Raw genomic sequence first — 24,438 nt, forward strand, 5'->3', positions numbered from 1 at the left:
CACGGCGTCGCCGACTTCAGGCGGGACCGGCACCGGCGTCGGGGACGGGACAACGTCCTGATGCGACGACCACCCAGGCGACCGCCACCGCATGTCTCACGTGGTCGGCCCACGCCCCCGTCAGCGGCCGAACGGCTCCAACATCGCCGATGCCGCTCGCAGCCACGCCTGCCGGGTCTCGCCCTGAAGCTGGTGGTACTCGATCGAGGAACCGGTCTCCAGCGCCGGGTCGTACGGCACCACGGTGACCGCCCGGGTCCGGGTGGCGAAATGCCGCTCCAGGTCGTCCTGCAACGGCAACCGGCCGGGCGTGGGGCAGGAGATCAGGGTGACGGCGTTGTCGGCCAGCTCACCCATCCCCTCCTCGTGCAGCAGGTCGAGCATCCAGTCCGCGCTGAACGCGGCGTCCTCGCGCGGCACCGTGGTGACCACCAGCTGGTCGGCGGCCTGCATGACGGTGCGCCAGTTCGGGCTCTCCACGTTGTTGCCGGTGTCGACACAGATCACGTCGTGGGTGCGGCGCAGCAGTTCCAGCACCCGCTTGACGGTGAACTGGTCCAGTCGCTGGGCGAACCGGGGGCTCTCCTCGCCGGCCAGCACGTCGTACGAGCCGTCGGAGGCGTGCCGCAGATAGTCGTCGAGGATCTCCAGCAGCTCGGCGCCCTCCCGGATCTCGATCTGGACGAGATCGGCGACCAGATGCCGGATCGTACGGGCGTGCCGAGCGCTGCCGGCGCGCAGCCCGAGGGTGCCGCGCAACTCGTTGTCGTCCCAGGCGAGCACGCCACGTCCGCGTACGCTGCCGACGGTGGCCGCGGCCAGCACGGTGGCCGTCGTCTTGTGCACGCCACCCTTGGGGTTCGCGAACGCGATCACCCGGGGGGTGCCCAGGTCGCGGCGGAGCACGGCGGCGGCCCGTTCGAGGTCGCCGCCGGCGTTCTGGGCACGCCACTCGATGCGTCCCGGACGGCCGGCCACCGTGGCCGGCGGCACCGCGACCGGTGGCGGGGCCGACGGTGCCACCGCCGCTGGCGGCACGGCGACCGGTGGCGGTGCCACGGCCGGTGGCGCCACCGCCGCCGAGGGCGGCCGATAGGCGCCGTTGTCCAGCAGGGCGTACCGGGAATCCACCGGTGGTGCGGCGTGCCGGTAGCCGTTGTCCAGCAGGGTGTACCGCGACTCCACCGGCTCAGGCCGGCGCGGCTCTGGCACCGCCGGGTACGGCGGTTGCCCCGGCTGCCCCCGGTACGGCTGGGCGGGATGCGCCGGGTCGACCCGGTAGGCGGGTTCGGCCCGGTAGGCCGGCTCCCCGCCGTACGACCGGTCCGCCGGCTGCCCGACGGCCGGCACCCGACCCGCGTAGCCGGTGCCCGGTCCGCGCCGCGGCAACGGTTCGTGCGACGGCGGCGCCGGTGGCGACTCTGACGGGGGTGCCTCCTCGGCTCGTCGCTCGGCGGCCTGCTCCGCGTTGCGACCGCCGAGGCGGGCTCGGTCGAGCAGCGCCCGCCACCGCGGTGCCGGTTCGGCGGGCCGTCCCCAACCGGTCTCGCTGCCCTCCACGGATCGCCTCCCCAGCGCTTCGGTTTCCGTCTGACAGGCTACGAACGAAAGCCTATTCAGGCCACACCGGGCGGCACCCGGATGTGTCGACAACCGTCACGGTGTCGGCTCCGGATCACCCTCGTCGGCGATGTCTGTCGAGGTGGACGGCGTCCAGATCGCCGCCGACGGTGCGGGTTCCGGCGGCCGCGGTGACGGTGACGATTCCGTCACCTCCGGCGGTCCGGGCGAGCGGTCCGCCGGGGTCGGATCCGGTGCGGGCGCACCGGTGGTGGCGCTCGCCGTCGGCTCGGGTGTGGCCGCACGATCGACCGGTGGTCGGACGATGTCCCGCTGCTCGGGCAGCGGCGGGGTGAAGACCGTCCGCTCCAGCCGCCGTACCTCCGGTGCCGGATCCACCACCCGCACCCCGGACCGGGCCGCCACGCCGCGTAGCTTCGCCGGTTCGGCGCGCACCACCAGCGCGTAGAGACAGGCGCATCCGGCCCGGTACGCGGCCGCCTCCGCCGCCGCCACCTGGGCCCCGCTGAGGTACAGGTCGCGCAGTTCGCGTTCGGGTGGGCCACCGCCACCGAGCGCGGCGGCCCGGGACCGGTAGTCGGCGGCCTCGCGCTCCTTGCGCTCGGCGAGCCTGACCATTCCGGCCGTCACGTCCTCCGGCACCCGCTGGGCGGGAATGCGGACGATCTCGGTCTGCCGGTCCGGCAGCGGTACCCGTCCGAAGACGACCGCGACGCCCACGTCACCGACCACCGCGGCGAGCCGGGCGGGGGTGAGGTACTCGGTGAGCGAGACCAGCGCGTACGTGCCGTCGCCGAACGACCGGCCGGCCAGAGCGGCCAGGTCGGCGGCCGCGGTCGCCTCGTAACGGGGGATGGAGTCGCCCTCGACGACCCCCACCCGGGTCACCTCGCCGACCGTGCGGTCCTGCCCGGGCGGGCCCCCGGTGGCGAGCACGGCCGTGGCCAGCACCGCGGTGCACGACAGCATCGTCACCCACCCGAGCAGCGGAGTGCGGCTCGGGCTCTGGCCCAGCCGGGTCACTGTGGCCGCGAGTTGGGGCAGCAGGCGCTGATCCAACTTCCGCAGCAGATCGCCGGCACGCACGGGCGGTCCCCTCGTCGGTCGGTTCGGACGGGTGGCACGCGTCAGTCGCGGAGGATGTCCAGCGCGCGTCCCAGATCGTCAGGGTAGTCGCTGACGAAGCGGACCTCGTCCCCCGTACGGGGGTGCTCGAAGCTCAACTCTCTGGCGTGCAACCACTGCCGGTCCAGTCCGAGCCGGGCGGCGAGTGTCGGGTCGGCACCGTACGTGAGGTCACCCACGCAGGGATGGCGCAGCGTGGAGAAGTGCACCCGGATCTGGTGCGTCCTACCGGTCTCCAGCCCCACATCGACCAGGCTCGCCGACGGGAACGCCTCAAGGGTGTCGTAGTGGGTGATGCTCGGTTTGCCGCCGGAGACCACCGCCCAGCGGTAGTCGTGGTGGGGGTGCCGGTCGATCGGGGCGTCGATGGTGCCGCGCAGCGGGTCCAGGTGTCCCTGCACCACCGCGTGGTAGCGCTTCTCCACGTCCCGGTACTTGAAGGCCCGCTTCAAGGCGCTGTACGCCTGCTCGCTCTTGGCCACCACCATGACGCCGGTGGTGCCGACGTCGAGCCGGTGCACCACGCCCTGCCGCTCCGCGGCACCGCTGGTGGCGATCGTGTGCCCGATCGCGGCGAGCCCGCCGATCACGGTCGGACCGGTCCACCCCGGGCTGGGATGCGCGGCCACGCCGACCGGCTTGTCGACCACCACGATGTCGTCGTCGGCGTACACCACCCGCAGGCCGGGCACCGCCTGGGGCACCACCACCGGCGCCGCGGCCGGAGCGGGCAGCGTCACCTCCAGCCAGGATCCCGCCCGCACCTTGTGCGAGTTGGCGCGTACCGCGCCGTCCACCAGCGCCGCACCGGCGTCGACGAGCGCGGCGGCGGCCGTCCGGGAGAGGCCGAAGAGGCGGGCGACGGCCTGGTCCAGCCGCATCCCGTCGAGTCCGTCGGGCACCGGCAGGCTGCGTCGGTCGCCGCTGGCGGCGAAGGTGGCCGTCACGCCCGCTCCCGCCGTCCGGCGTCGGTGTCGCCGCCGCCCTGTTCGCCCGCCCCGGCGGGCTGCCGCGCGGCGGTGTCGTCGTCCGCCGGTGCGTCGCCGCGGTCGGTGTCGCCCCGCCGGTCGTCGGCGAGCGCCCGGGTGCCGTCCCGCTGACGCCCGGTGAACTCCAGACCGACGGCGAGCAGCACGCCACAGACCAGGGCGCTGTCGGCCACGTTGAAGATCGGGAAGACCCGGCCGTACGGGTCGAAGACGCTGACCATGTCGACCACGTGCCCGACGAACCAGCCCGGCGCCCGGAAGATCCGGTCGAGCAGGTTGCCGACCACGCCGCCGACCACCAGGCCGAGCGAGATCGCCCACGGCACCGAACGCAGCGTCCGCGCCATCCAGGCGATCCAGGTCAGCACCCCGATCCCGATCAGCGGGAAGATGAAAGTGTAGTCCTTGCCGAGACTCCACGCCGCCCCGCTGTTGCGGGTCAACGACAGGTAGACGGCCCCGCCCAGCAGCCGCACCGGCTCGCGGTCGCTCAGCTCCTGCAGCGCCAGGTGCTTGGTCAGCAGGTCGACGGTCAACGCGAACGCCGCCAGGCAGAGCAGGATCGTGACGGATCGGCGCCGCGATCTCGTGGCGGTGCCGGACCCGGCGGGCGGTGCTGCGCTCATCTGCTCCCCATCGACGATCGTGGCGGTGCCGTCGCACCGCCACGCACGGGTGCCGGGGAGCGCGCCGTCAGCGCCGCTCCTCCAGCTGCTTGCAGGTCACGCAGAGAGTGGCGGACGGGAAGGCGGCCAGCCGCTCCACCGGGATGGGGTTGCCGCACCGCTCGCACCAGCCGTAGCCACCCTCGTCGAGGCGCTCCAGAGCGCGTTCGACCTGCGTGATCCGTTCCAGGATGCTGTTGGCGAGGGAGATCTCCTGCTCCCGCTCGAACGTCTTGGTGCCGGTGTCGGCCTGGTCGTCCCCGGCCGAGTCGGTGAGGCGGTCGCGCTGCAGCTCGGTGATCTCGCTCAGCGTCTGATCGTACTCGGCTCGCAGTTCCTCGTGCCGCGCCGCCAACGCGGCTCGGATCTTCTCGGTCTCCGCGGCGCTGCGGGTGGACTTCGCCGCCGGCTTGCGGCCTGCGGTCCTGGTGTCGGCTGGCTTGGCCATAGTCGCTCCCTCAGCCACGGAGCCGCGGTGTGTCCGCGACGCCTGGACAGGGGCCGCCGGTTCGGCCGCCCCAGGTACAAAACGGGCGCGCGGCAACGGGGCCGCGCACTCCGGAGGTTGGCAAGGATACGGAACGTAAAGGCGTCCGACAACGTGCCGCACCGAACCGCCCGCTCCACCCCGGTTACTGCCATTTCGGGGCAAAAGGAACGCTAGCAGATGATCGCCGCTCAGCCCGCTGGTTCCGCGCCGTCGCGCAGTCGGCTCAGCCGGTCGACCAGATCCGGCCCGGCCGGGCTGACCAGGAAGAGTTTGTCCCGGCTGGCCGCGCCGACGCGCAGCGACACGGCGGCCGCACGGACACCCAGCGCGGCGGCCAGCGCGCGACGCGCCGCCTCGGTGGCCCGGCCGTCGGCCGCCGGAGGATGCACCGCGATCACGAGGGCGGGCCCGTGCGGGCCGTCGAACCGGCCGCCCACCCGGGCCCGGGACGCGCCCGGTTTCACCCGCACGGCGACGGTGAATGCATCATCTGTCAAGGGAGACTCAGCGGCGTTCGGCTTCCGACAGCAGCACGCTGTCGGGGGTGCAGTGCGCGCAAGGGGTGAAGCCGAGATCGACGGCCTCGGCCACCGGCAGCGGTTCGTGCTCCCGGCCGACCAGGTGCGGACAATCGTCGAGGTGGTAGCGCGGCCGGCCGTCGACGACCCGCACCTCGTCCGCGAGGCGGGCCACCCGGGCCGCCTGCTCGGCCGTGGTCTCCTGGACCCCGGGCTCGTCCTCGTACGCTTCGGCGACGCTGAACCGCTCGCGCGGATCGGTCACCGGCGAGCCGGGTGGTTGCCGCCACCCGGCGTCGCCGGTGTCCACCGTTGCCGAGGTCTGTTGAGCCGGGATACCCGGCTCGCGCCCACCGCCGTCACGGCGCGTCGGGGCGCCCGGGGTGCCGCTGAGGACCGAGGCACGGCCGGCCGCCTGGCGGGCGCCCGCGACCAGTGCCACGGCGGCCAGCAGGCTGGCCCCGATCGAGACGACCAGCAGTGGGCTGGAGCCACCGGCCAGGCCGAAGACCAGCAGCACCACCGCGACAAGGATGAGCGCGAGACTGATGACTATCACGGCTCACCCCCGCCGTGTCGTGCCGATGAGGCAGGGCGGGTGATCGCCGCGTCGGCGGCGGCGGTCACCGACCCGGTTCAGCGACCGGCCTCGAGCGCGCCGGAGCGACCCCCGCCGTAGGATCCGGCGAGGCCTGCGGCAGCGAGCCCGTTGCCGGCGGCCCGGCTGCCCTCGCCGCGGGTCATCTCGGCCTCCAGGCCCTGACCACGGCCGTCGAGGTCACGCAGCTGGCTCTCCAGGTACGCCTTGAGCCGGGTGCGGTACTCCCGCTCGAACTGCTTGAGCTCCTCGATGTGCTTCTGCAACGCGGTGCGCTTGGCGTCCAGGCCGCCCATGGCCTCCTGGTGCCGCTGCCGGGCGTCGCGCTCCAGCGCGTCGGCCTTGGCGCGGGCCTCACGGGTGACCTCCTCGGCCTTGGAACGGGCCTCGGAGAGCAGCTGGTCGGCCTCGCGGCGCGCGTCGGAGACGTGGTCGTCGGCGGTGCGCTGGGCCATCATCAGCACGCGCAGCGCCTGCTGCTCACCGTCGGGGCCGGCTGCCACACCGGCACCGGCGACCCGGACCTGCTCCAGCTCGGCCTGCATGGCGCGGGCGGCCTGCTCGGCGGCGGCCTTGTCGCGCTGCACCCGGTCGAGCTGGGCCTTGACGTCGTTCAGCTCGGCCGCCAGACGGGCGTCACCGCCGGGGCCGGCGGGGGCACCGCCCCGACCACCGCGCTCCACCTGGGCGCGCAGTTCGTTGTTCTCCTCGATCAGACGGGCGAGTTCACGCTCGACCTCGTCCAGGAAGGCGTCGACCTCCTCCTCGTCGTAGCCCCGCTTGCCGATCGGCGGCTTCTTGAAGGCGACGTTGTGGACGTCGGCCGGGGTCAGCGGCATCGAAACTCCTCGGGTCAGTTGCGGCCGCGATAGCGCGTCGGTCATCAGGCGGTCCTGATGATCGCCGGCTCTAACACAAACCTCATCAGCACGAACAGGATAACCAGGAGCACAAGGGAGGCCAGGTCGATGCTCACGGTACCAATTCGCAGCGGAGGGATCACACGCCTCAACGCCCAGAGCGGGGGATCAGTGACGCTCCACACGGATTCCAGTCCGGCCGACGCTCCCCGACCAGGCTGCCAACGCCGGCCGTACTGCAACACCGCGCTCAGCACGAAACGGGCCAGAAGAACGATCAGGAAGACATAGGTGATCAGGTAGAGGACCTGTAACAAGATCGACAACACGGCAGACGACGTCCCTCGGGTCGGGCGGGTCAACTCAGGCTGAAGAACCCGCCCTCAGCGATCTTGGCCTTGTCCTCCGCGGTGACCTGGACATTGGCCGGTGAGAGCAGGAACACCCGGTTGGTCACGCGCTCGATCGTACCGCGCAGCCCGAAGGCCAACCCGGCGGCGAAGTCCACCAGACGGCGGGCATCCGCCTCATCCATCTCGGTGAGGTTGATGATCACCGGCACCCCGTCGCGGAAGTGCTCACCGATCGTGCGCGCCTCACGGTAGGTGGTCGGGTGCAGCGTGGTGATCTGGTAACGCTGCTCCTCCTCCGGCACCAGGGCGCGCTCGCGCGGCTGCACCTGCGGCGCCAGGGCGAGGTTGTCACGGGTGTGGTAGGTCAGCGCGCCGGACGGCTCGCCGCTGGACCGGGTGATGGACCGGACGCTGGACCGCTCGACCCGCTCCGGACGCTCGGACTCCAGCCGCTCGGCCTCGCCCAGTCGACCCGGCCGCTCGCTGAGCCGGCCACGGTCACCGAGCCGCGGACGAGGTGCCGGCGGCTCCTCCGCCTCGTCCTCCTCGTCAGCGAACTCCTCGGCGTACCGGCTCTGCCGGTAGCGCGACTCCCGGTAGCCACCCTTGTCGTAGCCACCGTCGTCGTAGGCCCGCTCGTCGTCCTCTTCGACCAGTCCGAGCCAGACCCCCGCCTTGCGCAGTGCACCCATCCCCGCGCCCTTCCCGTCCGCCGTGCGGCACACGCCCCCGCCGTGTCGCCTGTCGCGAGTGGACCATTCCTGCCCACCGGACCGGAACGGCAATCCCCCGACGCGCAATTCGCGTTGCACGTCACGCCCCCCGTCACCGGGAAGGCCGTCCCCGCAAACAACACTGATGTAATTTGCTTCCCTCGCGGTCAGGCTACCGCAGCGTGGGACGCATTCCGAGCAACGCGCTGCCGACGCGGACATGTGTCGCGCCGTGCCCGATCGCCACCTCCAGGTCGCCACTCATGCCGGCCGACAGGGCGGTGGCCTGCGGGTGGTCCGCCCGTACCGACGCCGCGATCCGGGCGAGTCGATCGAACGCCCGCTCCGGTTCCCAGCCCAGCGGGGCCACCGCCATCAGACCGGCCAGGCGCAGCCCACCGGCGACGGCGACCGCCTCGGTGACCGCGCCGAGACCGACGTCCGGGTCGGCCGCGTCGGGCACCGCGCCACCACGTGCCGGATCACCGTCGATGCTGACCTGCACCAGCACGTCCAACTGCCGGTCCCGGCCACCGGCGTCGACGGCCCGGTCCAACGCGGACGCCAACCGGACGCTGTCGACGGACTGGACCACATCCGCGTACCGCAGCACCGACTTGACCTTGTTGCGCTGCAACCGGCCCACGAAGTGCCACCGGAGCGTGACGCCGGCCGCGGCGACCTCCACCGCCTTGGCCGCCGCCTCCTGGTCCCGGTTCTCCCCCACATCGGTCACACCGAGGCCGGCCAAGGTCACCACGTCGGACGCCGGGTAGGTCTTGGTCACCGCGATCATGGTCACGTCGGCCCGGTCACGTCCCGCGGCGGCACAGGCGTCGGCGATGCGCGACCGTACGCGCGCGAGCCCGGCGGCGATTTCCGCGCGCCGGTCGGCTCTGGCCGGGGCTTGGCTGTCCGTCATCGGCGGTGCTCAGGACCCGTTCTTCAGAAAGTCCGGCACATCCACGTCGTCGAAGAGCACCCGGCGCGGCGACTGCGGCGCGGCCGGAGGAGACGGCGACGGCACGATCGGCGTGCTCGGCGGGGCGGGCTGGTTCTGGTTGGTCTTGCGGGGCGCCTCGGCCGCCTTGTACGCCGGGGTGCCTCCGTCGAAGCCCGCCGCGATCACGGTGACCCGCACCTCGTCGCCGAGCGCGTCGTCGATGACCGCGCCGAAGATGATGTTCGCGTCCGGATGTGCCGCGTCGGTGACCAGCTGCGCGGCGTCGTTGATCTCGAACAGGCCGAGATCGGAACCGCCGGCGATGGAGAGCAGCACGCCCCGGGCGCCGTCCATGCTCTGCTCCAGCAGCGGGCTGGAGATGGCCGCCTCGGCGGCCTCGACCGCCCGGTTCTCACCCCGGGCGCTGCCGATCCCCATCAACGCGCTGCCCGCGCCGCTCATCACACTCTTGACGTCGGCGAAGTCCAGGTTGATCAGACCCGGCGTGGTGATCAGGTCGGTGATGCCCTGCACACCGGAGAGCAGCACCTGGTCTGCCGTCCGGAACGCGTCCATCATGCTGATGTTGCGGTCGCCGAGGGCCAGCAGCCGGTCATTGGGGATGACGATCAGGGTGTCGCACTGGTTGCGCAACTCGTCGATGCCGGCCTCGGCCTGCACCTGACGGCGCTTGCCCTCGAAGGAGAACGGCCGGGTGACCACACCGATGGTCAGGGCGCCGAGCTTGCGGGCGATGTTCGCCACCACGGGCGCGCCGCCGGTGCCGGTACCGCCGCCCTCCCCGCAGGTCACGAAGACCATGTCGGCTCCCTTGAGGACCTCCTCGATCTCGTCGCGGTGGTCCTCGGCGGCGTTCTTGCCGACGTCCGGATTGGCGCCCGCGCCCAGCCCACGGGTCAGCTCGCGGCCGACGTCGAGCTTGACGTCGGCATCGCTCATCAGCAGCGCCTGCGCGTCCGTGTTGATCGCGATGAACTCGACGCCCTTGAGCCCAACCTCGATCATCCGGTTGACGGCGTTGACGCCGCCACCCCCGATGCCGACGACCTTGATGACCGCCAGGTAGTTGTGCGGAGGTGTCATCTCCGGTCCTTTCCCTTCGAGATCGGCTACTCCCCGACCGGCTACGGCCTGGCCGGACCGGCGGTCGACGCAGCTGTCACCAGCGAGGTCGAGAGGCAAACCCTCACCCTCTACTAGAGGGTTAGAGTTATGTCAACCACTGATCCTCTTCGGGGCAACGTAAGGGCAGCCGAGCGATGAGCCAAGGACCTCTCCGGCGTGTCGCCGGTGTAGCGAGACGGTTCACCAACTGACCGGCCGCTCACCGGAAGGTGACCACGTCCGGCGCGCTCACGTCGATTCGGGCCGCGTCCTGATCGAGCAGCGCGGTGGCCACCCGGGCCTTGTCCGCACCACGGGTCGCGTCGCCCCAGAACACCGTCCGGTCGTCGTGCAACCGCAAGCTGATCCGGGCCAACCCCTCGACGCTGATCTCGACCAGCTGCTCCAGCAGCTCCGGGGTGAGCACACCGAGCACGTCCAGGCCGGCAAGCGTGCCCGGATCGTCCGGTCCCGGCGTGGCCAACCGCACCAGCGGCAGCCCGCCCGGGCGCTGCGGCACCGTTTGGAACACCACCCCGGCGGCGTCGACCACGGCGAACTGCTCACCGCGCGGCACCACCGCCACACCGGTGCGCTCGGTCAGCCGGACCACCAGCGCGTCCGGCCAGTCCCGGGTCACGGTGACCCGTTCCACCGGCGGCAGGGTGCCGATCCGGTCGGCCAGTGCGGCCAGGTCCACCCGGGCCAGCGGAGCCCCGTCCGGCACCCCCGCCGCGTCCCGCACCTGCACCGCCGTCACCAGCTCGGCGCCCTCCACCCGCACCTCGCGTACCCCGAACAGGCCGGTGCCCAGCAGCGTCCAGGCCACCAGCCCGGCCACCGCGAGCAGGCCACCGGCCACCGCCCAGGGCAGCGCCGCGCGCATCCGGCGACGCCGGGCGCGGGCCATGAAGCGCCGGGTGGAGGCGGGCACCGCGTCGCTGCCGGCGCGCACCAGCTGCCATCTGCGGGCGGGGCGACGGCCCGCACCGCCGTCCACACCGGTGCCGCGCCCTCGGGCCGGGCCGGGACTCATTCCGCCGCGGGCGCCGCGCCGTCCACGCCGACCGCACCGGGCACACTGCCCCCGATGCCGGTCGACCCACCGGTCACGCCGCTGGCCACGGTGCCGGTCAGCGCCCGCGCATCGGCGGTACGCGCCGCCAGCGCGGCCAACAGCTCGTCACCCATCAACGAGATCGGCGGAGCACCCATCGTCACCACCACGTCGCCGGACCGGGCCCGCCGGGCCACCTCCACCGGGGCGGCCTCCCACGAGTCGACGAAGACCTTCCGCTCCGCCGGCAACGACACCGCCTCGACCAGCGCGGTCGAACCCTCGCCGGGGGCCCGCTGCTCGCCCGGCCCGAAGACCTCCAGCAGCACCAGCTCGTCGGCGATCGCGAGCGCCTCGGCGATCTCCGCCTGCAGCTCGCGGGTGCGGTAGAGCCGGTAGGGCTGGAAGACGACGATCAGCCGACCGTCGCCGGCCACCTCGCGCAGCGTCCGCAGGGCCAGCGTCATCGAGGTTGGGTGGTAGGCGTACTCGTCGTAGACCAGCACCCCGTCGGCGACACCCTTGCGCTCGAAGCGCCGGCGCACCCCCGGGAAGGCCGCCAACGCGGCCTCCGCCGCCGGCAGCGGCAGCTCCAACAGGTACGCGGCCAGCACCGCCGAAGCGCTGTTGAGCCCCATGTGCCGGCCCGGCACCGGCAGCCGGAACTCGCCGAGCGAGCGGCCGTCGATGTGGGCGAGGTAACGGACCCCGCGCGCCGAGGAGGCCATGTCGGTCAGCCGCAGGTCGGCATCCTCGGCCTCGCCGTAGGTGAACACCCGACGCCCCTCGGCACGCAGCGTGGCCGCCAGCCGCCGCCCGCCCGCGTCGTCCGCGCAGGTGATGACGAAGCCGTCCGGGTCGGTGAGCCGGGCGAACTCGGCGAAGGTGGCCTCCAGGTTGGCCAGGTCGCCGTACGTGTTGAGGTGGTCCGCCTCGATGTTCGTGACGATCGAGACGAACGGGCGGTAGATGAGGAAGGAGCGGTCGCTCTCGTCGGCCTCGACCACGAAGTACTCACCGGTGCCGTGGTGCGCCCCCGAGCCGACCTCGGAGATCTCCCCACCGATCACGAAAGACGGATCCGCCCCGGCCTGCTGAAGCACCATGGTGACCATCGAGGTGGTGGTGGTCTTGCCGTGGGTACCCGCGACAGCCACCGTGCGACGGCCGGTCATCGCCGCCGCGAGCGCCTCAGAGCGGTGCAGCACCCGCAGCCCGCGCCGGCGCGCCTCGACCATCTCGAGGTGGTCCGCGGGAATCGCCGAGGAGTAGACGACCGTGTCGACCCCGTCCAGGTTGGCCGTCTCGTGGGTCATGTGGATCGTCCCGCCGAGCGCCCGCAGTCCGGCCAACGACGGCCACTCGCGCAGCTCACTGCCGGAGACCGGCAGGCCCCGGGTGAGGAAGAGCCGGGCCAACCCGCTCATGCCGACCCCACCCACCCCGATCAGGTGGATGTGGCCGAGGTCCTCGGCGGTCAGCGTGCCCGCCGGGCTGAACGTGGTCATCGGGACCAACCTTTCGTTCGCGACTGCGGGGCGCGCAGACCCGGCTCACTCCGCACGCTCACCGGTTCACCGCCTCGTAGACGAAGTTGAGCAGCGCCTCGTCGCCGTCGCGCCGCCCGTAGGCGGCCGCGGCGGCACCCATGGTGTGCAGCCGCTGCTGGTCCCGGATCAACGGAATCACCGTGCGTTCGAGCCAGTCCGGGGTCACCTCGGCGTCGTCGACGAGCAGGCCGCCGCCGGCCTCCACCACCGGCAGCGCGTTGCGCTTCTGCTCCTGGTTGCTGTGCGGGTAGGGCACGTAGATGGTCGGCAGTCCGATCGCCGCGACCTCGGCGCAGGTCATCGCTCCGCCGCGACCGAGCATCAGGTCCGCGGCAGCGTACCCGGCGTCCATGTCGGACAGGTACGGCAGCGTCACATAGGGCACCGGCAGATCGGTCGGGACCGACACCGGCTCGTTGCGGGCACCGATCACGTGCAGCACCTGGATGCCGTTGCGAGCCAACTCCTTCGCCGCCCCGGCGACCGCGAGGTTGATCGACCGGGCGCCCTGCGACCCACCGGCGACGAAGAGCACCGGCAGGTCGGGGCGGAGCCCGAAGTGGGCCCGCGCGGCGTTGCGCATCGCCGCCCGGTCCAGGCCGGCGATGCTGCGCCGCAGCGGCACGCCGACCACCCGGGCGTCGCGCAGCGACTCTGCCTGCGCGGGCTGGTGCGGGAAGCCGACCGCGACATGCTTGGTGAACTTCATGCCCAGCCGGTTCGCCACTCCCGGCGGCACGTTCACCTCGTGAATCACGATGGGCAGTTCCCGCCGCCAGGCGGCCAGGTAGGCCGGCACCGAGACGTACCCGCCGAAGCCGACCACCACGTCGGCGCGTACCTCGTCGATGACCTTGCCCGCCGCGCGGGCCGCGGTCCACATCCGGCCCGGGGTACGGACCAGGTTCATGTTGATCGACCGGGGCAGCTGGTAGGCGGGGATGTTCCGCAGGTCGTAGCCGGCCGGCGGGATCAGCTCGTTCTCCAGGCCCTTCGGTGTGCCGAGGCAGGTGATCCGGACGCCGGGGTCGTGCCGGCGCAGGCAGTCGGCGAAGGCGAGCAACGGGTAGATGTGTCCCCCGGTGCCACCTCCTGCGAGCACCACCGAACGCAGCGGACCCATCAACGTCTCCTCTCGTCCGCCGACCCGCCGCGGCCCCGGCCGTCCCGGGTGCCACGCGGTGCGGCCTGGTCGTCCCTGCGCCGCTTGCGTGCCTGGGGCACGGCACCCCGGGCGGCCGACGGCGGCGCCGCGCGGCGACGCCGGCCGGGAAGCGGCGGCAACGGTGCCCACACTAGTCGGACCCACCGGGCCGGTGGACGGGCATGCAGGGCACGGGCCGCATCCGGTTCCGCCCGGGCGAACGAGGCCAGCATGCCGACCGCCGCGAGGGTGACCACCAGGGCGCTGCCGCCGTCGGAGATGAAGGGCAGCGGTACGCCGGTCAGCGGCAGCAGCCCGATCACCCCACCGATGTTGATGAACGCCTGCCCGACGAGCCACGCGGTGGCGCCGGCGGCGGCCAGCCTGCGGAACGGGTCCTCGACCCGCCGGGCGATCCGCAGGCCGGTGTAGCCGAGCACGGCGAAGAGGGTGACCACCACGGCGCAGCCGACCACCCCCAGTTCCTCGGCGATCACGGCGAAGATGAAGTCGTTCTCCGCGGCCGGCAGCCACGCCCACTTGGTTCGCCCCTGGCCCAGCCCGGTGCCGAACCAGCCGCCGTTGGCGATGGCGTAGCGGGCCTGGACCATCTGGTAGCAGAGTTCCTCCTTGCACTGCTCCAGCGGCGGTGGGCTGATGAAGACGGTGAGCCGGGCCAGGCGGTAGTTCTCCTCGCCCCGGACGCCGGAGCCGGCACCGAGGGAGGCGACCGCGACCAGCAGGCCGATGCCGACCAGCCCGATCGCGCTGAGCGCGGCGAAGACCCGCAGCCGGACCCCGGCCGCCCAGAGCAGCCCCACCACCAGCGCCAGCAGGCAGAGCATGCTGCCCAGGTCGTTGTAGCCGACCAGGACGAAGAGCAGCCCCACCACCGGGAACAGCGGCGTGGCCAGTTCCCGCCACCAGCCCAGCGCCGCACCCTTGCGGGCGAGCACGTGCGCGCCCCACAGCACCAGCGCGAACTTCGCCAGCTCGGAGGGCTGCATGCTGAAACCGCCGATGTCCAACCAGAGCAGGTCCGCCTCCAGCGGGCCGATCCGCGCCGGGCCGTTGGTCAGCCGACCGTAGGCCTCCAACAGGTTCAGCAGCACCAGCAGGCCCACCGCGACCGCCAGCGTCGGCCGACCCAACGACCGGTAGGTGCTGGAGGGCAGGCGCTGGCAGGCCCAGAACGCCACGATGCCGATCACCGCGAAGATTGCCTGCTTGGTCAGCGACGCCGAGGCGTTGCCGCCCTGGGCGTAGTCCCGCACGCTGGTGGCCGAGAAGACCATGGTCAGCCCGATCAGCAGCAGCAGTCCGGCGCTGGCCAGCAGCAGGTGGTACGAGGCCAACGGCCGGGACAGCAGGCCCCGCAGCGCGGCCAGCCCGGCCACCGCGTCCAGCCCCCGCCACGGGCCGCCGTCGGATGCGGAACCGGCCACACCCGTCCCGGTCGGGCGCGTAGCGCCGCCCGCGCCTGCCCCCGAAGGTCGCGGCGGGTCCTCGGCTCGCACCGTACCGGCCGCCCCGCCGCCCGCCGACCCGCCGGCGGATCGCCGCCTGCTCGGCTCCGGACCCTTCTCTTCCCGCGCCTCCCCCACAACGTCATCATCGCCGCTGCTGGCACCCGACACCTCCGCTATCCCCCACTCGGCGTGTCGCACTTGCTCCACTCGCGTTGATCATGAAGTTGTTACCTCGCCACGGCGGACAGGACAACAACTTCATGATCAACGCAGGTGGACGCCGGGAGGGGCGCGGAAGGGTGGGTGGGTGGGTGGGTGGGTGGGTGGGTTAGCCCATGTTGGCTAGGAAGTCGCTGTAGAAGAGGCCTAGGGCGATGGCGACGCCGATGCCGGCGATGATCCAGAAGCGGACCACGATGTTGACCTCGCTCCAGCCGGCCAGCTCGAAGTGGTGCTGGAGGGGGGACATCCGGAAGACGCGCTTGCCGGTGGTCTTGAAGGAGATGATCTGGATCACCACCGACATCGTGATGATCACGAACAGCCCACCGATGATCAGCAGGAGCAGGATCGTGCGGGTCGACATCGCCATTCCGGCGATCAGGCCACCCAGGCCCAGCGCGCCGGTGTCGCCCATGAAGATCCGGGCCGGCGAGGTGTTCCACCAGAGGAAGCCGACGCACGCCCCCGCCGCCGCCCCGGCGATCAGTGCGATCTCCAGCGGGTCCCGGACGGTGTAGCAGTAGTTGTTCGGGTTCGCGGTGTACGCCGGGTCGGCGCACCAGTGGCGGTACTGCCAGAACGCGATCACCGCGTACGCGCCCAGCACCATCACGGAGGCGCCGGTGGCCAGCCCGTCGAGGCCGTCGGTGAGGTTGACGCCGTTGGTCGCCGCCATCACCACGAAGATGAAGATGATCACTGCGCCGATCTTGGTGACGTCCAGCGCCGGGATGTCCCGGATGAAGCTGAGCGTGGTGCTGCCGACCGTCTCGGTGTTGGTGACCGCGCCGGTGGCGTCGGTCATGGTGGACGGGAAGTACAGCGCGACGACCCCGAACACCGCGCCGACCAGGATCTGCCCGAGCAGCTTGCCGCGCGCGCTCAGGCCGCCGCTGTGCCGCTTGCGCACCTTGAGGAAGTCGTCGATGAAGCCGACCGCCCCGCAGAAGACCATCAGCCCCAGCAGCACCAGCGCGGTGATGGTCGGCTCGACCTGGGCGATCTGGGCGTCCGGCAGGGTGGTCAGGGCGAGGTGACCGGCCACGTACGCGATGACCGTGGCCAGGATGAACACCACGCCGCCCATCGTCGGCGTGCCCTTCTTGCCCTGGTGCATCTGCGGGCCCTCGGCCCGGATCGGTTGACCGGCCTTGAGTCGGGTGAAGACCCGGATCGCGATCGGGGTGCAGAACAGCGAAACGAGGAAGGCCACCCCGATGGCCACGATGACCGCTCTCACGCCGCGCCACCCCCGGCCGACGCCGACGTACCCGTGCCGTCCCCGGCGGCGTCGACGCGCAGCGCGTCGGCGACCTCCCAGGTCCGGTACCGGGAGCCCTTCACCAGGACGACGTCGCCCGGCCGTAGCTCGCTGCGCAGCACCTCGACGGCCGCCGCCTGATCGGTGAGCAGCACCGACTCTCCTCCCCAGTCACCTACCGATGTCGCCCCGTGGTGGATCGACGCCGCCGCCTCGCCGACCACGAGCAGCAGCTCGACGCCCAGCTCGGCCGCGAGCCGGCCCATCTCGGCGTGTCCCTGCTCCTCGAAGTCGCCCAGCTCGGCCATGTAGCCGAGCACCGCGACGGTACGCCGTCCCGCGCCGATGCCGGCAAGCGCCCGCAGCGCCACCGCCATCGACGCCGGGTTGGCGTTGTACGAGTCGTCGATCACGGTCACCCCGTCGGTGCGCTCGAAGACGTCCATCCGACGGGTGGAAACCAGCCCGAGCGCGCCCAACGCGATGGCCAGCTCGGCCAGCGGCATCCCCAGCTCGCGGGCCACGGCCGCCGCGGCCAGGCTGTTCCAGACCTGGTGCCGGCCGGTAAGCCCGAGTCGCACCGGTGCGCTGCCCTCCGGCGTCACCAGGGTGTACCCGGGCCGTCCCCGCTCGTCCAGCGTCACGTCCACGGCGCGCACGTCGGCGTGGGCCGACTCGCCGTAGCGGATCACCCGGGCCACCGTCCGGGCGGCCATGGCGTCGACCAGCGGGTCGTCGGCGTTGAGCACCGCCAGGCCGTCGGCCGGCAGCGCCTCGACCAGTTCACCCTTGGCCAGCGCGATGTTCTCCTGGGACCCGAACTCGCCGATGTGCGACACCCCGACGTTGAGCACCACGGAGATGCGCGGCGGCGCCACCTCGCAGAGATACCGCACGTGACCGATGCCCCGCGCACCCTTCTCCATCACCAGGTAGCGGGTGGTCGGTCCGGCCTGCAACGCGGTGTACGGGTGCCCCAACTCGTTGTTGAACGACCCGGGCGGCGCCACCGTCTCCCCGAGCCGGGCGGTCAACTGGGCGATCAGGTCCTTGGTGGTGGTCTTGCCGGACGAACCGGTCAACCCGATCACCGTCAGCTCCGGCAACCGGTCCACCACCGCGCGGGCCAGCCGGCCCATCGCGTCCAACGCGTCGGCGACGAGGATCATCGGCACCCCGGGGACCTCGCGGGTGCCGAGCACGGCCACCGCACCGGACGCCACGGCCGCGGCGGCGAAGTCGTGACCGTCCACCTTCTCCCCGTCGAAGGCGACGAAGAGCCCCCCGGTGGTGACCTTGCGGGAGTCGAACTCCACGCTGCCGGTGACCTGCGCGGCCGGATCGGCGGCGAGCAGCCGACCGTCGACCGCCGAGGCCACCTCGGCCAGGCTGAGTGTGATCACTGGCCCTCCAGATCCCCGAACCGGCCGCGCAACGCGTCGGCGAGTTCGGTCCGGTCGTCGAACGGGTACACCTCGCCGGCGATCTCCTGGCCACGCTCGTGCCCCTTGCCGAGCAGGGCCACCACGTCACCCGGCGCCGCCAGCCGTACGGCCTCGTCGATCGCCGCCCGGCGACCGTCGACCTCCACGACCCTGGCCGGCGCGTCGACCCGCTGGGCACCGGCGAGCACCTCGGCGCGGATCGCCGCCGGATCCTCCGTGCGAGGGTTGTCGTCGGTCACCACCACCACGTCCGCGCCGGCCGCCGCGGCGGCACCCATCGCCGGCCGCTTTCCCCGGTCCCGGTCGCCGCCGGCCCCGATGACGCAGATCAGCCGGCCGGTGCTGAGTTCACGCAGCGCGGCGAGCGCGGCCACGACCGCGTCCGTCTTGTGCGCGTAGTCGACCACCCCGCGTACCCCGCCGGCCACGCCCACCGACTCCAGGCGACCCGGTACGCCGCCGCAGGCGGCCACTCCCTCGGCGGCGGTCACCGGTTCCACCCCGGCGGCCACCAGGCTGGCGATGGCCAACAGGGCGTTCGACACGTTGTGCCGGCCGGGCAGCGCGACCCGGGCGGACAACACCAGCCCGTCCGGACCGTGCGCGGTGAAGCGCTGGGCGTACCCCTCGCCGTCGACGTCGTCGGCCCACCAGGTGGCGGCGGGGTCGCCGGCCGCGGAGAAGCTGACCGTGTGCGGCTTGAACAGCCCCTTCAGCGCCGGATCGTCGTGGTTGAGCACCTCGACGGCGCAGCGGCCGTCGAACAGGCGCGCCTTGGCCGCGAAGTAGTCCGCGGCGTCGGCGTGGAAGTCGAGGTGGTCGGAGCCGAAGTTGGTCCAGCCGCCGACGGTGAACCGCACCCCACCGACCCGGCCCATCGCCAGGGCGTGGCTGGAGACCTCCATGACCAGCGCGGTCACCCCGCGCTCGCGGGCGGCGGCGAGCATGGCGTGCAGGTCGGTGGCCTCCGGCGTGGTCCGCACGCTGTCGATCACCAGGTCACCCAGCCGGGTCTCCACGGTGCCGATCAGTCCGGTGGTGTGGCCGGCGGCGCGCAGTCCCGACTCGACGAGATAGGCGGTGGAGGTCTTACCGGCGGTGCCGGTCACCCCGATCACCGTCAGCCCCGCCGTCGGATCGCCGTAGACGGCCGAGGCGAGCGTGCCGAGCACCGCGCGGGGGTCGGCCACCACCAGGGCCGGCAGCCCGCTGGCGGCGGCCCGCTCGGCCCCGGCCGGATCGGTCAGCATCGCGACCGCACCGGCCGCCGCCGCGGCGGCGGCGAACTCCGCGCCGTGCCGGCGGGCACCGGGCAGTGCCGCGTACAGATCACCGGGGCGGACCTCGCCGCTGGCGTGGGTCACCCCGGTCACCATCGGGTCGGCACCGGTCGGGGACGCCACGGCGAGCCGGGCGGCCAGGTCACCGAGCCGGATTCCGGTCACGGAACGGGGACGAGGATTGCCGCGCACGGCGTCAGACCCTACCCGGTCCCCCGGTCCGGGCCGCACGGCGCGCCTGAATCTCCGTCTCATGGAGTCGAACCGCAGGTGACGGCTACGGGAAGACGGTGAACGTCGGCGCCGCCTCGCTCGACGGCGGCACCCGGAAGTGGCGCAGAGTGAAGGTCATCATGTCCCGGAAGGCCGGTGCCGAGATCTGACCGCCGCCGCCGCTCGGGCTGTGCACGAAGACCGCGATCACGTACCGGGGGTTCTCCGCCGGCGCCATCCCGATGAACGAGGCGACCTCGCCGGGCTGCTTCTTCCCGTCGACCAGTCGCCAGCCGGTACCGGTCTTGCCGGCCACCCGGTAACCGGGCACCGCCGCGGCCAGGCCGGTGGCGTCCGCCACGGTGGTGACCGCTTCCATGATCGTACGCAGCGCGGCGGCGTTGGCCGGGCTGAGCACCTGCCGGGTCTCCGGCTCGGGGGCCGGGGTCCGCTTCCCGTCCGGGGCGATGGTCTCCTTGAGCAGGTGCGGCTGGATGTACGTGCCGTCGTTGGCGATCGCGGCGTACGCGGCGGCCATCTGCAGCGGGGTGGCGTCCACGCTGTGCCCGATCGGCACCGACCCGTGCGACGAGTCGCTCCACTCCGACACCGGCAGCAGCCGCCCGCTCGCCTCGCCCGGCATGCCGACCTCGGTCGGCTTGCCCAGACCGAAGCGTCGCTGGTAGTCGAGCAGCCGTTCCGGGCCGAGCTTGTCGGCGATCTGGATGGTGCCGACGTTGGAGGAGTACGCCATCATCCCGGCCACGCTCATCCGCCGCCCGTTCGCCTGGTGTGTGTCGCGGAACCAGGTGTCGCCCTTGCGGATGGCGTTGGCGACGGGGAACGACGTCTCCGGGGTGATCACCCCCTCCTGCAAGGCGGCGCCGAACGTGATCGCCTTGTGCACCGAGCCCGGGTCGACCACGAAGCTGGTCGCCGCGTCCTCCCGGTCGGTCGGCTCGCTCGCCGTCGGCTTCGCCGCGTTGTAGGTGGGATGGCTGGCCTGGGCGAGCACCTCACCGGTGCGCGCGTCCAGCACCACGGCGGCACCGGTGCTGCCCTGCACCTGCTGCATCCGCTCGCTGAGGATGCGCTGAACCATGTACTGCAGGTCACGGTCGATGGTGAGCACCACCGAACTGCCCGGTTTGGCCTTCGTGGTGCGGCTGTAGCCCCCCGGGATCGGTGCGGCCAGGTCGCCGAGGCCGACCTCGAAGACCCGCTGGCCGTCCTCGCCGTGCAGCACGTCGTCGAAGCGCGCCTCCAGGCCCTCCAGGCCGACCATGTCCAGGCTGGTGAAGCCGATCAGGTTGGCGGCCAGATCACCGCCGGGCACCTCGCGCCGCTCGTCGCGGTGGGTGGCGATGCCGGGCAGTTTGAGTGCCATGATCTCCTTGGCGCGGTCGATGTCCACCCCCCGGGCCAGGTACTCGAACTGCGAGTCGACGCCGTTGATCCGCTTGCGGGGCTTCATCCTCTCGGCCAGTTCCGAGGCCGGGATACCCAGCAGTGGGGAGAGCGCCCGCGCGGTCGCCCCGATGTCCTCCACCCGGGTGGGATCGGCGTAGACGTACCGGGCCTCGACGCTGTGCGCCAGGGCCGCACCGTCCCGGTCGTAGATCGCCCCTCGCGGCGCGGGCAACTGCACGGTCCGCGTCCGGTCGGCGAGCCCGCCGTCGGCGTACGCCGGAGTGTCGACCGCCTGGAGCACGACGAGCCGCACGCCGACGGCGACGAAGAGGGCCAGGGTCAACGCGGTACCCAGCCGCAGCCGGCGCCCCGGGTCGGCCAGCCGGGGCGGGCGGGGCGGTTTGCGTGACGGCCGGCGCGGCGGCGTTCGCTCTCCACGACGCGGCTCCCGGCCGGTCACCCGCCGTCGGGGGGCGGTGTCCGGCGGCTCCTCGCGCGGCGTGCGGTCGGTGACCGTACGGACCACCGTGGCGCGTCCGGTGCCACCGTCCCGGCGGGTTGGTCCGCCCGCCCGTCCGGTGGCGGCCCGGCCGCCGTCGAGAACCTGCAGGGCGGGCCGGAACGGATCCTGGGACCGGCTGCTACGCGGGGTGCGGCGCTGCTCGGCGCGCCCGGTGCCGGCCGGCGCGCCGCCTTCGCGGATGGAGCGACCCCGGGGGGTGTAGGCGCGAGCGTCGGAGATGCCGCCGATGCCCGGCTCCGCGTCCCGTTCCCCCGCCGAACGGGGCGTCGCCCCCCGCTGCCCACGCGACGAACCGCGCCGGGAGCCCGTGGCGTCCCGGCGCGGTTCGTCCGACCTCGGTGGCACGGCCTACCCCTCCGCGCCCTGCTGGCTGGCGACGGAGAGCTGCCCGCCGGCCGGCTGCGGCACGCCGATCACCTTTCCGTCCGGCAGCCGGATGTACGCCGGCTCACCCGACTCGACCAGCCCCAGCTTGCGGGCCTGGGCGGCGAGGTTGCCCGGCGACTCGGACTCGGCGATCTGCTTCTTCAGCTGCTGCTGCTCCACGTCGAGCTTGGCCTGCTGCTGCTGCAGCTCGTTCAGCCGGAAGGCGTTCTCGTTGATCTTCGTGTTGACCGCCAGGATGCCCAGCACCCCGCCGACGACCAGCACCACCACCAGCGCCGCGAAGGGCGCCCGCGGCACCCGCACCGGCGGCGGCGGGGCGACCCGCAGCCGCGGTGACTCCGACCGCTCGGCCGCGACGGCGACCCGCTCCACCGGACGCAGCGCCGCGCTGCCCTGGGTCGGAAACTCGCGCGCCCCCCGGGCGCGAGTCTCCGCCGACCGGTTCGCCCGGTCCGTCCGGCGGGCGTCGTCGCCCGCTCCCCGGGTCCGCTCCGCCACGATCCGGCCCCCCGACCGCGGTGCGCGCTGCCCGGCGCCGGTGATGTCCCGACGCTTGTCTACATTCATGTCCCCTCCCCCTCTTCGTCCGTGTCCCCCGGCGCCCGCCGCGGATCCGGATCGGATCCCGTGGCCGACCCCGTCCCCGGTTGGTGCATCGCCTTGACCCGGCGGCGGTACCGTTCGCGGTCGGTACGCCCCCGTTGCCGTGCCTGCGGGTCGATCCGCTCCGCGGCCCGCAGGCGCACCGAAGCGGCCCGCGGGTTCGCGGCGACCTCCGCCTCCCCGGGCAGCTCCGCGCCCCGGCTGAGCAGCCGGAACGTCGGCTCCGACCCGGGCAGTTCGACCGGGAGGTCGATCGGGCCCGTGCTGCGGACCCGATCGGCGAGCGCCTGTTTGGTGAGCCTGTCCTCCAGCGAGTGGTAGGACAGGACCACCAGGCGGCCGCCGATGGCAAGCCTGTCCAGAGCGGCCGGCAGCGCTGCCTCCAGCGCTGCCAGTTCTCTGTTTACCTCGATCCGTAAAGCCTGAAACGTTCTCTTTGCCGGGTGTCCGCCGGTTCGTCGGGCTGGTGCCGGAATCGCCTCCCGGACCAGCTCGGCCAACCGGGCCGACGAGGTGATCCGGCCGCGTTCCCGCTCCCGGATGATCGCCGAGGCGATCCGTCCGGCGAACTTCTCCTCGCCGTAGACCCGCAGCACCCGGGCCAGTTCCGGGTGCTGGTAGGTGTTGACCACCTCCTCGGCGGTCACCCCCCGGGTCTGGTCCATCCGCATGTCCAGCGGCGCGTCCTGCGCGTACGCGAACCCGCGGTCGGGCGCGTCGAGCTGCAACGAGGAGACACCGAGATCGAACAGGATCCCGTCGACGGACGGATACCCCAGCCGGTCGAGCACCTCGGGCAACTCGTCGTAGACGGCGTGCTCCAGATGGACGCGGTCCCCGAACCGGGCCAACCGGACCCTGGCGTGCGCCAGCGCCTCGGTGTCCCGGTCCAGACCCACCAGGATCGTCTCCGGATGGGCGAGCAGTACGGCCTCGGCGTGACCGGCCAGACCCAGCGTCGCGTCGACGTGCACGGTGCGACCACCCCGGTCCAGCGCGGGGGCCAGCAGCTCGAGACACCGCTCGAGCAGCACCGGCACATGCGTGCCGCGTAGCTCCCCCATGTCGACCCCCACTGTTGAACCGGTTGTGTATCCGCGCCCTGTTCGTCGGACGACGCCGTGCCGTCGTACCGCCAGATCCCCATCCGCTCTCCGCCCGCCCGTCGGGCCGTGGGCCCGGAGGTCGGATCGCGCGCCTGGCACCGGGGAAGGGATGCCAGGAACTCGAAAGCGGCTGGAGATCTCGCAGTACGTCGGGCGTCGCCACGCCCTACAGACCGCCGGGCAGCACCCCTTCCTCGATGTCGGCGAAGTCGTCTTCGCTCTCGGCGAGGTAGGTCTCCCAGGCGACCTTGTCCCAGATCTCCACCCGGGTGCTCGCGCCGATGACCACCAGGTCCCGGTCGAGCCCCGCGTATGTGCGCAGGTGCCCCGGGATGGTCACCCGGCCCTGCTTGTCCGGCACCTCGTCGTGTGCGCTCGCGAAGAACACACGGCTGTAGGCCCGGGCCGCCTTGTGCGTCATCGGCTGCGCACGCAACTGCTCCGCGATCCGCTGGAACTCCGGCGTCGGGAAGACGTAGAGGCAGCGCTCCTGCCCTTTAGTGATCACGACACCCCCCGCCAGCTCATCCCGGAACTTCGCCGGAAGGATCAACCGGCCTTTGTCGTCCAGGCGCGGAGTGTGGGTGCCGAGGAACATCGGCCCAACCCCCTCGCCCTTTAGCGGCGTTCGCGCGCCGCTGACCCCCCGGGCCGGTGGGCCCCTCCCGGCCCCACCAATGCGCCCCACTCTACTCCACTTCCCTCCACTCGCAACCGGATTCGCCCGCGTGGCGCGCCGCGCCTGACCACAAAACCGCACGTCAGCCAGGGTGGAGCGGAGTGGAGGGCCGGACGGCCGCCCGGGGCG

General features: G+C 72.6%; 23 protein-coding genes. All 23 read right to left on the reverse strand.

Going from position 1 to position 24,438, the window contains the following annotated elements:
- Positions 1-120 precede the first annotated feature (120 nt).
- On the reverse strand, positions 121-1,560 hold the full coding sequence (locus SM447_RS18310; protein ID WP_474574035.1) for a MinD/ParA family ATP-binding protein: 1,440 nt from the start codon (positions 1,558-1,560) through the stop codon (positions 121-123).
- A 96-nt stretch (positions 1,561-1,656) separates the two neighbouring features.
- Entirely contained in the window at positions 1,657-2,667 is a 1,011-nt protein-coding gene (locus SM447_RS18315) for a hypothetical protein (RefSeq protein WP_474574036.1), read from the reverse strand.
- A gap of 41 nt (positions 2,668-2,708) precedes the next feature.
- Positions 2,709-3,653, reverse strand: coding sequence for an RluA family pseudouridine synthase (locus SM447_RS18320; protein ID WP_474574037.1), 945 nt, complete (start codon positions 3,651-3,653; stop codon positions 2,709-2,711).
- Positions 3,650-4,321 carry a signal peptidase II gene (gene lspA, locus SM447_RS18325; protein ID WP_474574038.1) on the reverse strand — a complete coding sequence of 224 codons (672 nt, stop codon included), beginning with the start codon at positions 4,319-4,321 and terminating at the stop codon, positions 3,650-3,652. The genes SM447_RS18320 and lspA overlap by 4 nt, the downstream gene beginning before the upstream one ends.
- 67 nt (positions 4,322-4,388) lie before the next feature.
- Positions 4,389-4,808 (reverse strand): TraR/DksA family transcriptional regulator, encoded by a 420-nt coding sequence (locus SM447_RS18330; protein ID WP_164449180.1) that lies wholly within the window; start codon positions 4,806-4,808, stop codon positions 4,389-4,391.
- Positions 4,809-5,038: 230 nt separating this feature from the next.
- Positions 5,039-5,347 (reverse strand): DUF167 domain-containing protein, encoded by a 309-nt coding sequence (locus SM447_RS18335; RefSeq protein WP_474574039.1) that lies wholly within the window; start codon positions 5,345-5,347, stop codon positions 5,039-5,041.
- 7 nt (positions 5,348-5,354) lie between these two features.
- On the reverse strand, positions 5,355-5,927 hold the full coding sequence (locus SM447_RS18340) for a hypothetical protein (RefSeq protein ID WP_474574040.1): 573 nt from the start codon (positions 5,925-5,927) through the stop codon (positions 5,355-5,357).
- A gap of 77 nt (positions 5,928-6,004) precedes the next feature.
- Positions 6,005-6,805: a DivIVA domain-containing protein gene (locus tag SM447_RS18345; RefSeq protein WP_474574041.1), complete on the reverse strand. Its 801-nt coding sequence runs from the start codon at positions 6,803-6,805 to the stop codon at positions 6,005-6,007.
- A 44-nt stretch (positions 6,806-6,849) separates the two neighbouring features.
- Positions 6,850-7,155 carry a YggT family protein gene (locus SM447_RS18350; protein WP_111212523.1) on the reverse strand — a complete coding sequence of 102 codons (306 nt, stop codon included), beginning with the start codon at positions 7,153-7,155 and terminating at the stop codon, positions 6,850-6,852.
- Positions 7,156-7,184: 29 nt separating this feature from the next.
- Positions 7,185-7,871 (reverse strand): cell division protein SepF, encoded by a 687-nt coding sequence (locus tag SM447_RS18355; protein WP_474574042.1) that lies wholly within the window; start codon positions 7,869-7,871, stop codon positions 7,185-7,187.
- A gap of 193 nt (positions 7,872-8,064) precedes the next feature.
- A complete protein-coding gene (locus SM447_RS18360; RefSeq protein WP_474574043.1) occupies positions 8,065-8,814 on the reverse strand; it encodes a YggS family pyridoxal phosphate-dependent enzyme in 750 nt (249 codons plus the stop codon).
- A 9-nt stretch (positions 8,815-8,823) separates the two neighbouring features.
- A complete protein-coding gene (ftsZ, locus tag SM447_RS18365; protein WP_474574044.1) occupies positions 8,824-9,939 on the reverse strand; it encodes a cell division protein FtsZ in 1,116 nt (371 codons plus the stop codon).
- A 241-nt stretch (positions 9,940-10,180) separates the two neighbouring features.
- Positions 10,181-10,960: a cell division protein FtsQ/DivIB gene (locus SM447_RS18370; RefSeq protein WP_474574224.1), complete on the reverse strand. Its 780-nt coding sequence runs from the start codon at positions 10,958-10,960 to the stop codon at positions 10,181-10,183.
- Between the two features lie 32 nt (positions 10,961-10,992).
- Positions 10,993-12,525 (reverse strand): UDP-N-acetylmuramate--L-alanine ligase, encoded by a 1,533-nt coding sequence (gene murC, locus SM447_RS18375; protein WP_474574045.1) that lies wholly within the window; start codon positions 12,523-12,525, stop codon positions 10,993-10,995.
- A 58-nt stretch (positions 12,526-12,583) separates the two neighbouring features.
- Positions 12,584-13,690 (reverse strand): undecaprenyldiphospho-muramoylpentapeptide beta-N-acetylglucosaminyltransferase, encoded by a 1,107-nt coding sequence (gene murG / locus SM447_RS18380; RefSeq protein WP_474574046.1) that lies wholly within the window; start codon positions 13,688-13,690, stop codon positions 12,584-12,586.
- Complete coding sequence (locus SM447_RS18385) at positions 13,690-15,099, reverse strand: FtsW/RodA/SpoVE family cell cycle protein (RefSeq protein ID WP_474574225.1); 1,410 nt, start codon at positions 15,097-15,099, stop codon at positions 13,690-13,692. The genes murG and SM447_RS18385 overlap by 1 nt, the downstream gene beginning before the upstream one ends.
- Positions 15,100-15,508: 409 nt before the next feature.
- Positions 15,509-16,642, reverse strand: a complete 1,134-nt coding sequence (gene mraY / locus SM447_RS18390) for a phospho-N-acetylmuramoyl-pentapeptide-transferase (protein WP_474574047.1) — start codon at positions 16,640-16,642, stop codon at positions 15,509-15,511.
- On the reverse strand, positions 16,639-18,066 hold the full coding sequence (locus tag SM447_RS18395) for a UDP-N-acetylmuramoyl-tripeptide--D-alanyl-D-alanine ligase (RefSeq protein ID WP_474574048.1): 1,428 nt from the start codon (positions 18,064-18,066) through the stop codon (positions 16,639-16,641). The genes mraY and SM447_RS18395 overlap by 4 nt, the downstream gene beginning before the upstream one ends.
- Entirely contained in the window at positions 18,063-19,619 is a 1,557-nt protein-coding gene (locus SM447_RS18400) for a UDP-N-acetylmuramoyl-L-alanyl-D-glutamate--2,6-diaminopimelate ligase (protein WP_474574226.1), read from the reverse strand. Before SM447_RS18400 ends, SM447_RS18395 begins: the two co-directional genes overlap by 4 nt.
- 46 nt (positions 19,620-19,665) lie before the next feature.
- Complete coding sequence (locus SM447_RS18405) at positions 19,666-21,879, reverse strand: peptidoglycan D,D-transpeptidase FtsI family protein (RefSeq protein WP_474574049.1); 2,214 nt, start codon at positions 21,877-21,879, stop codon at positions 19,666-19,668.
- 3 nt (positions 21,880-21,882) lie between these two features.
- Positions 21,883-22,488 carry a cell division protein FtsL gene (gene ftsL, locus SM447_RS18410; RefSeq protein ID WP_474574050.1) on the reverse strand — a complete coding sequence of 202 codons (606 nt, stop codon included), beginning with the start codon at positions 22,486-22,488 and terminating at the stop codon, positions 21,883-21,885.
- The gene (rsmH, locus tag SM447_RS18415; RefSeq protein ID WP_474574051.1) at positions 22,485-23,588 is read right to left on the reverse strand and encodes a 16S rRNA (cytosine(1402)-N(4))-methyltransferase RsmH; all 1,104 of its coding nucleotides are present in this window, start codon (positions 23,586-23,588) and stop codon (positions 22,485-22,487) included. The genes ftsL and rsmH overlap by 4 nt, the downstream gene beginning before the upstream one ends.
- 208 nt (positions 23,589-23,796) lie before the next feature.
- Entirely contained in the window at positions 23,797-24,228 is a 432-nt protein-coding gene (gene mraZ, locus SM447_RS18420) for a division/cell wall cluster transcriptional repressor MraZ (protein WP_474574052.1), read from the reverse strand.
- Positions 24,229-24,438 lie beyond the last annotated feature (210 nt).

The organism is Micromonospora aridisoli, from assembly GCF_056150025.1.

Excerpts from the sequence above, each read along its gene's own strand:
- SM447_RS18330 (WP_164449180.1), bottom strand. The coding sequence starts at position 4,808 with ATGGCCAAGCCAGCCGACACCAGGACCGCAGGCCGCAAGCCGGCGGCG.
- ftsL (WP_474574050.1), bottom strand. The coding sequence starts at position 22,488 with ATGAATGTAGACAAGCGTCGGGACATCACCGGCGCCGGGCAGCGCGCA.
- SM447_RS18345 (WP_474574041.1), bottom strand. The coding sequence starts at position 6,805 with ATGCCGCTGACCCCGGCCGACGTCCACAACGTCGCCTTCAAGAAGCCG.
- ftsZ (WP_474574044.1), bottom strand. The coding sequence starts at position 9,939 with ATGACACCTCCGCACAACTACCTGGCGGTCATCAAGGTCGTCGGCATC.
- mraZ (WP_474574052.1), bottom strand. The coding sequence starts at position 24,228 with ATGTTCCTCGGCACCCACACTCCGCGCCTGGACGACAAAGGCCGGTTG.
- rsmH (WP_474574051.1), bottom strand. The coding sequence starts at position 23,588 with ATGGGGGAGCTACGCGGCACGCATGTGCCGGTGCTGCTCGAGCGGTGT.
- lspA (WP_474574038.1), bottom strand. The coding sequence starts at position 4,321 with ATGAGCGCAGCACCGCCCGCCGGGTCCGGCACCGCCACGAGATCGCGG.
- SM447_RS18355 (WP_474574042.1), bottom strand. The coding sequence starts at position 7,871 with ATGGGTGCACTGCGCAAGGCGGGGGTCTGGCTCGGACTGGTCGAAGAG.
- murC (WP_474574045.1), bottom strand. The coding sequence starts at position 12,525 with ATGACCACGTTCAGCCCGGCGGGCACGCTGACCGCCGAGGACCTCGGC.
- SM447_RS18360 (WP_474574043.1), bottom strand. The coding sequence starts at position 8,814 with ATGACGGACAGCCAAGCCCCGGCCAGAGCCGACCGGCGCGCGGAAATC.
- murG (WP_474574046.1), bottom strand. The coding sequence starts at position 13,690 with ATGGGTCCGCTGCGTTCGGTGGTGCTCGCAGGAGGTGGCACCGGGGGA.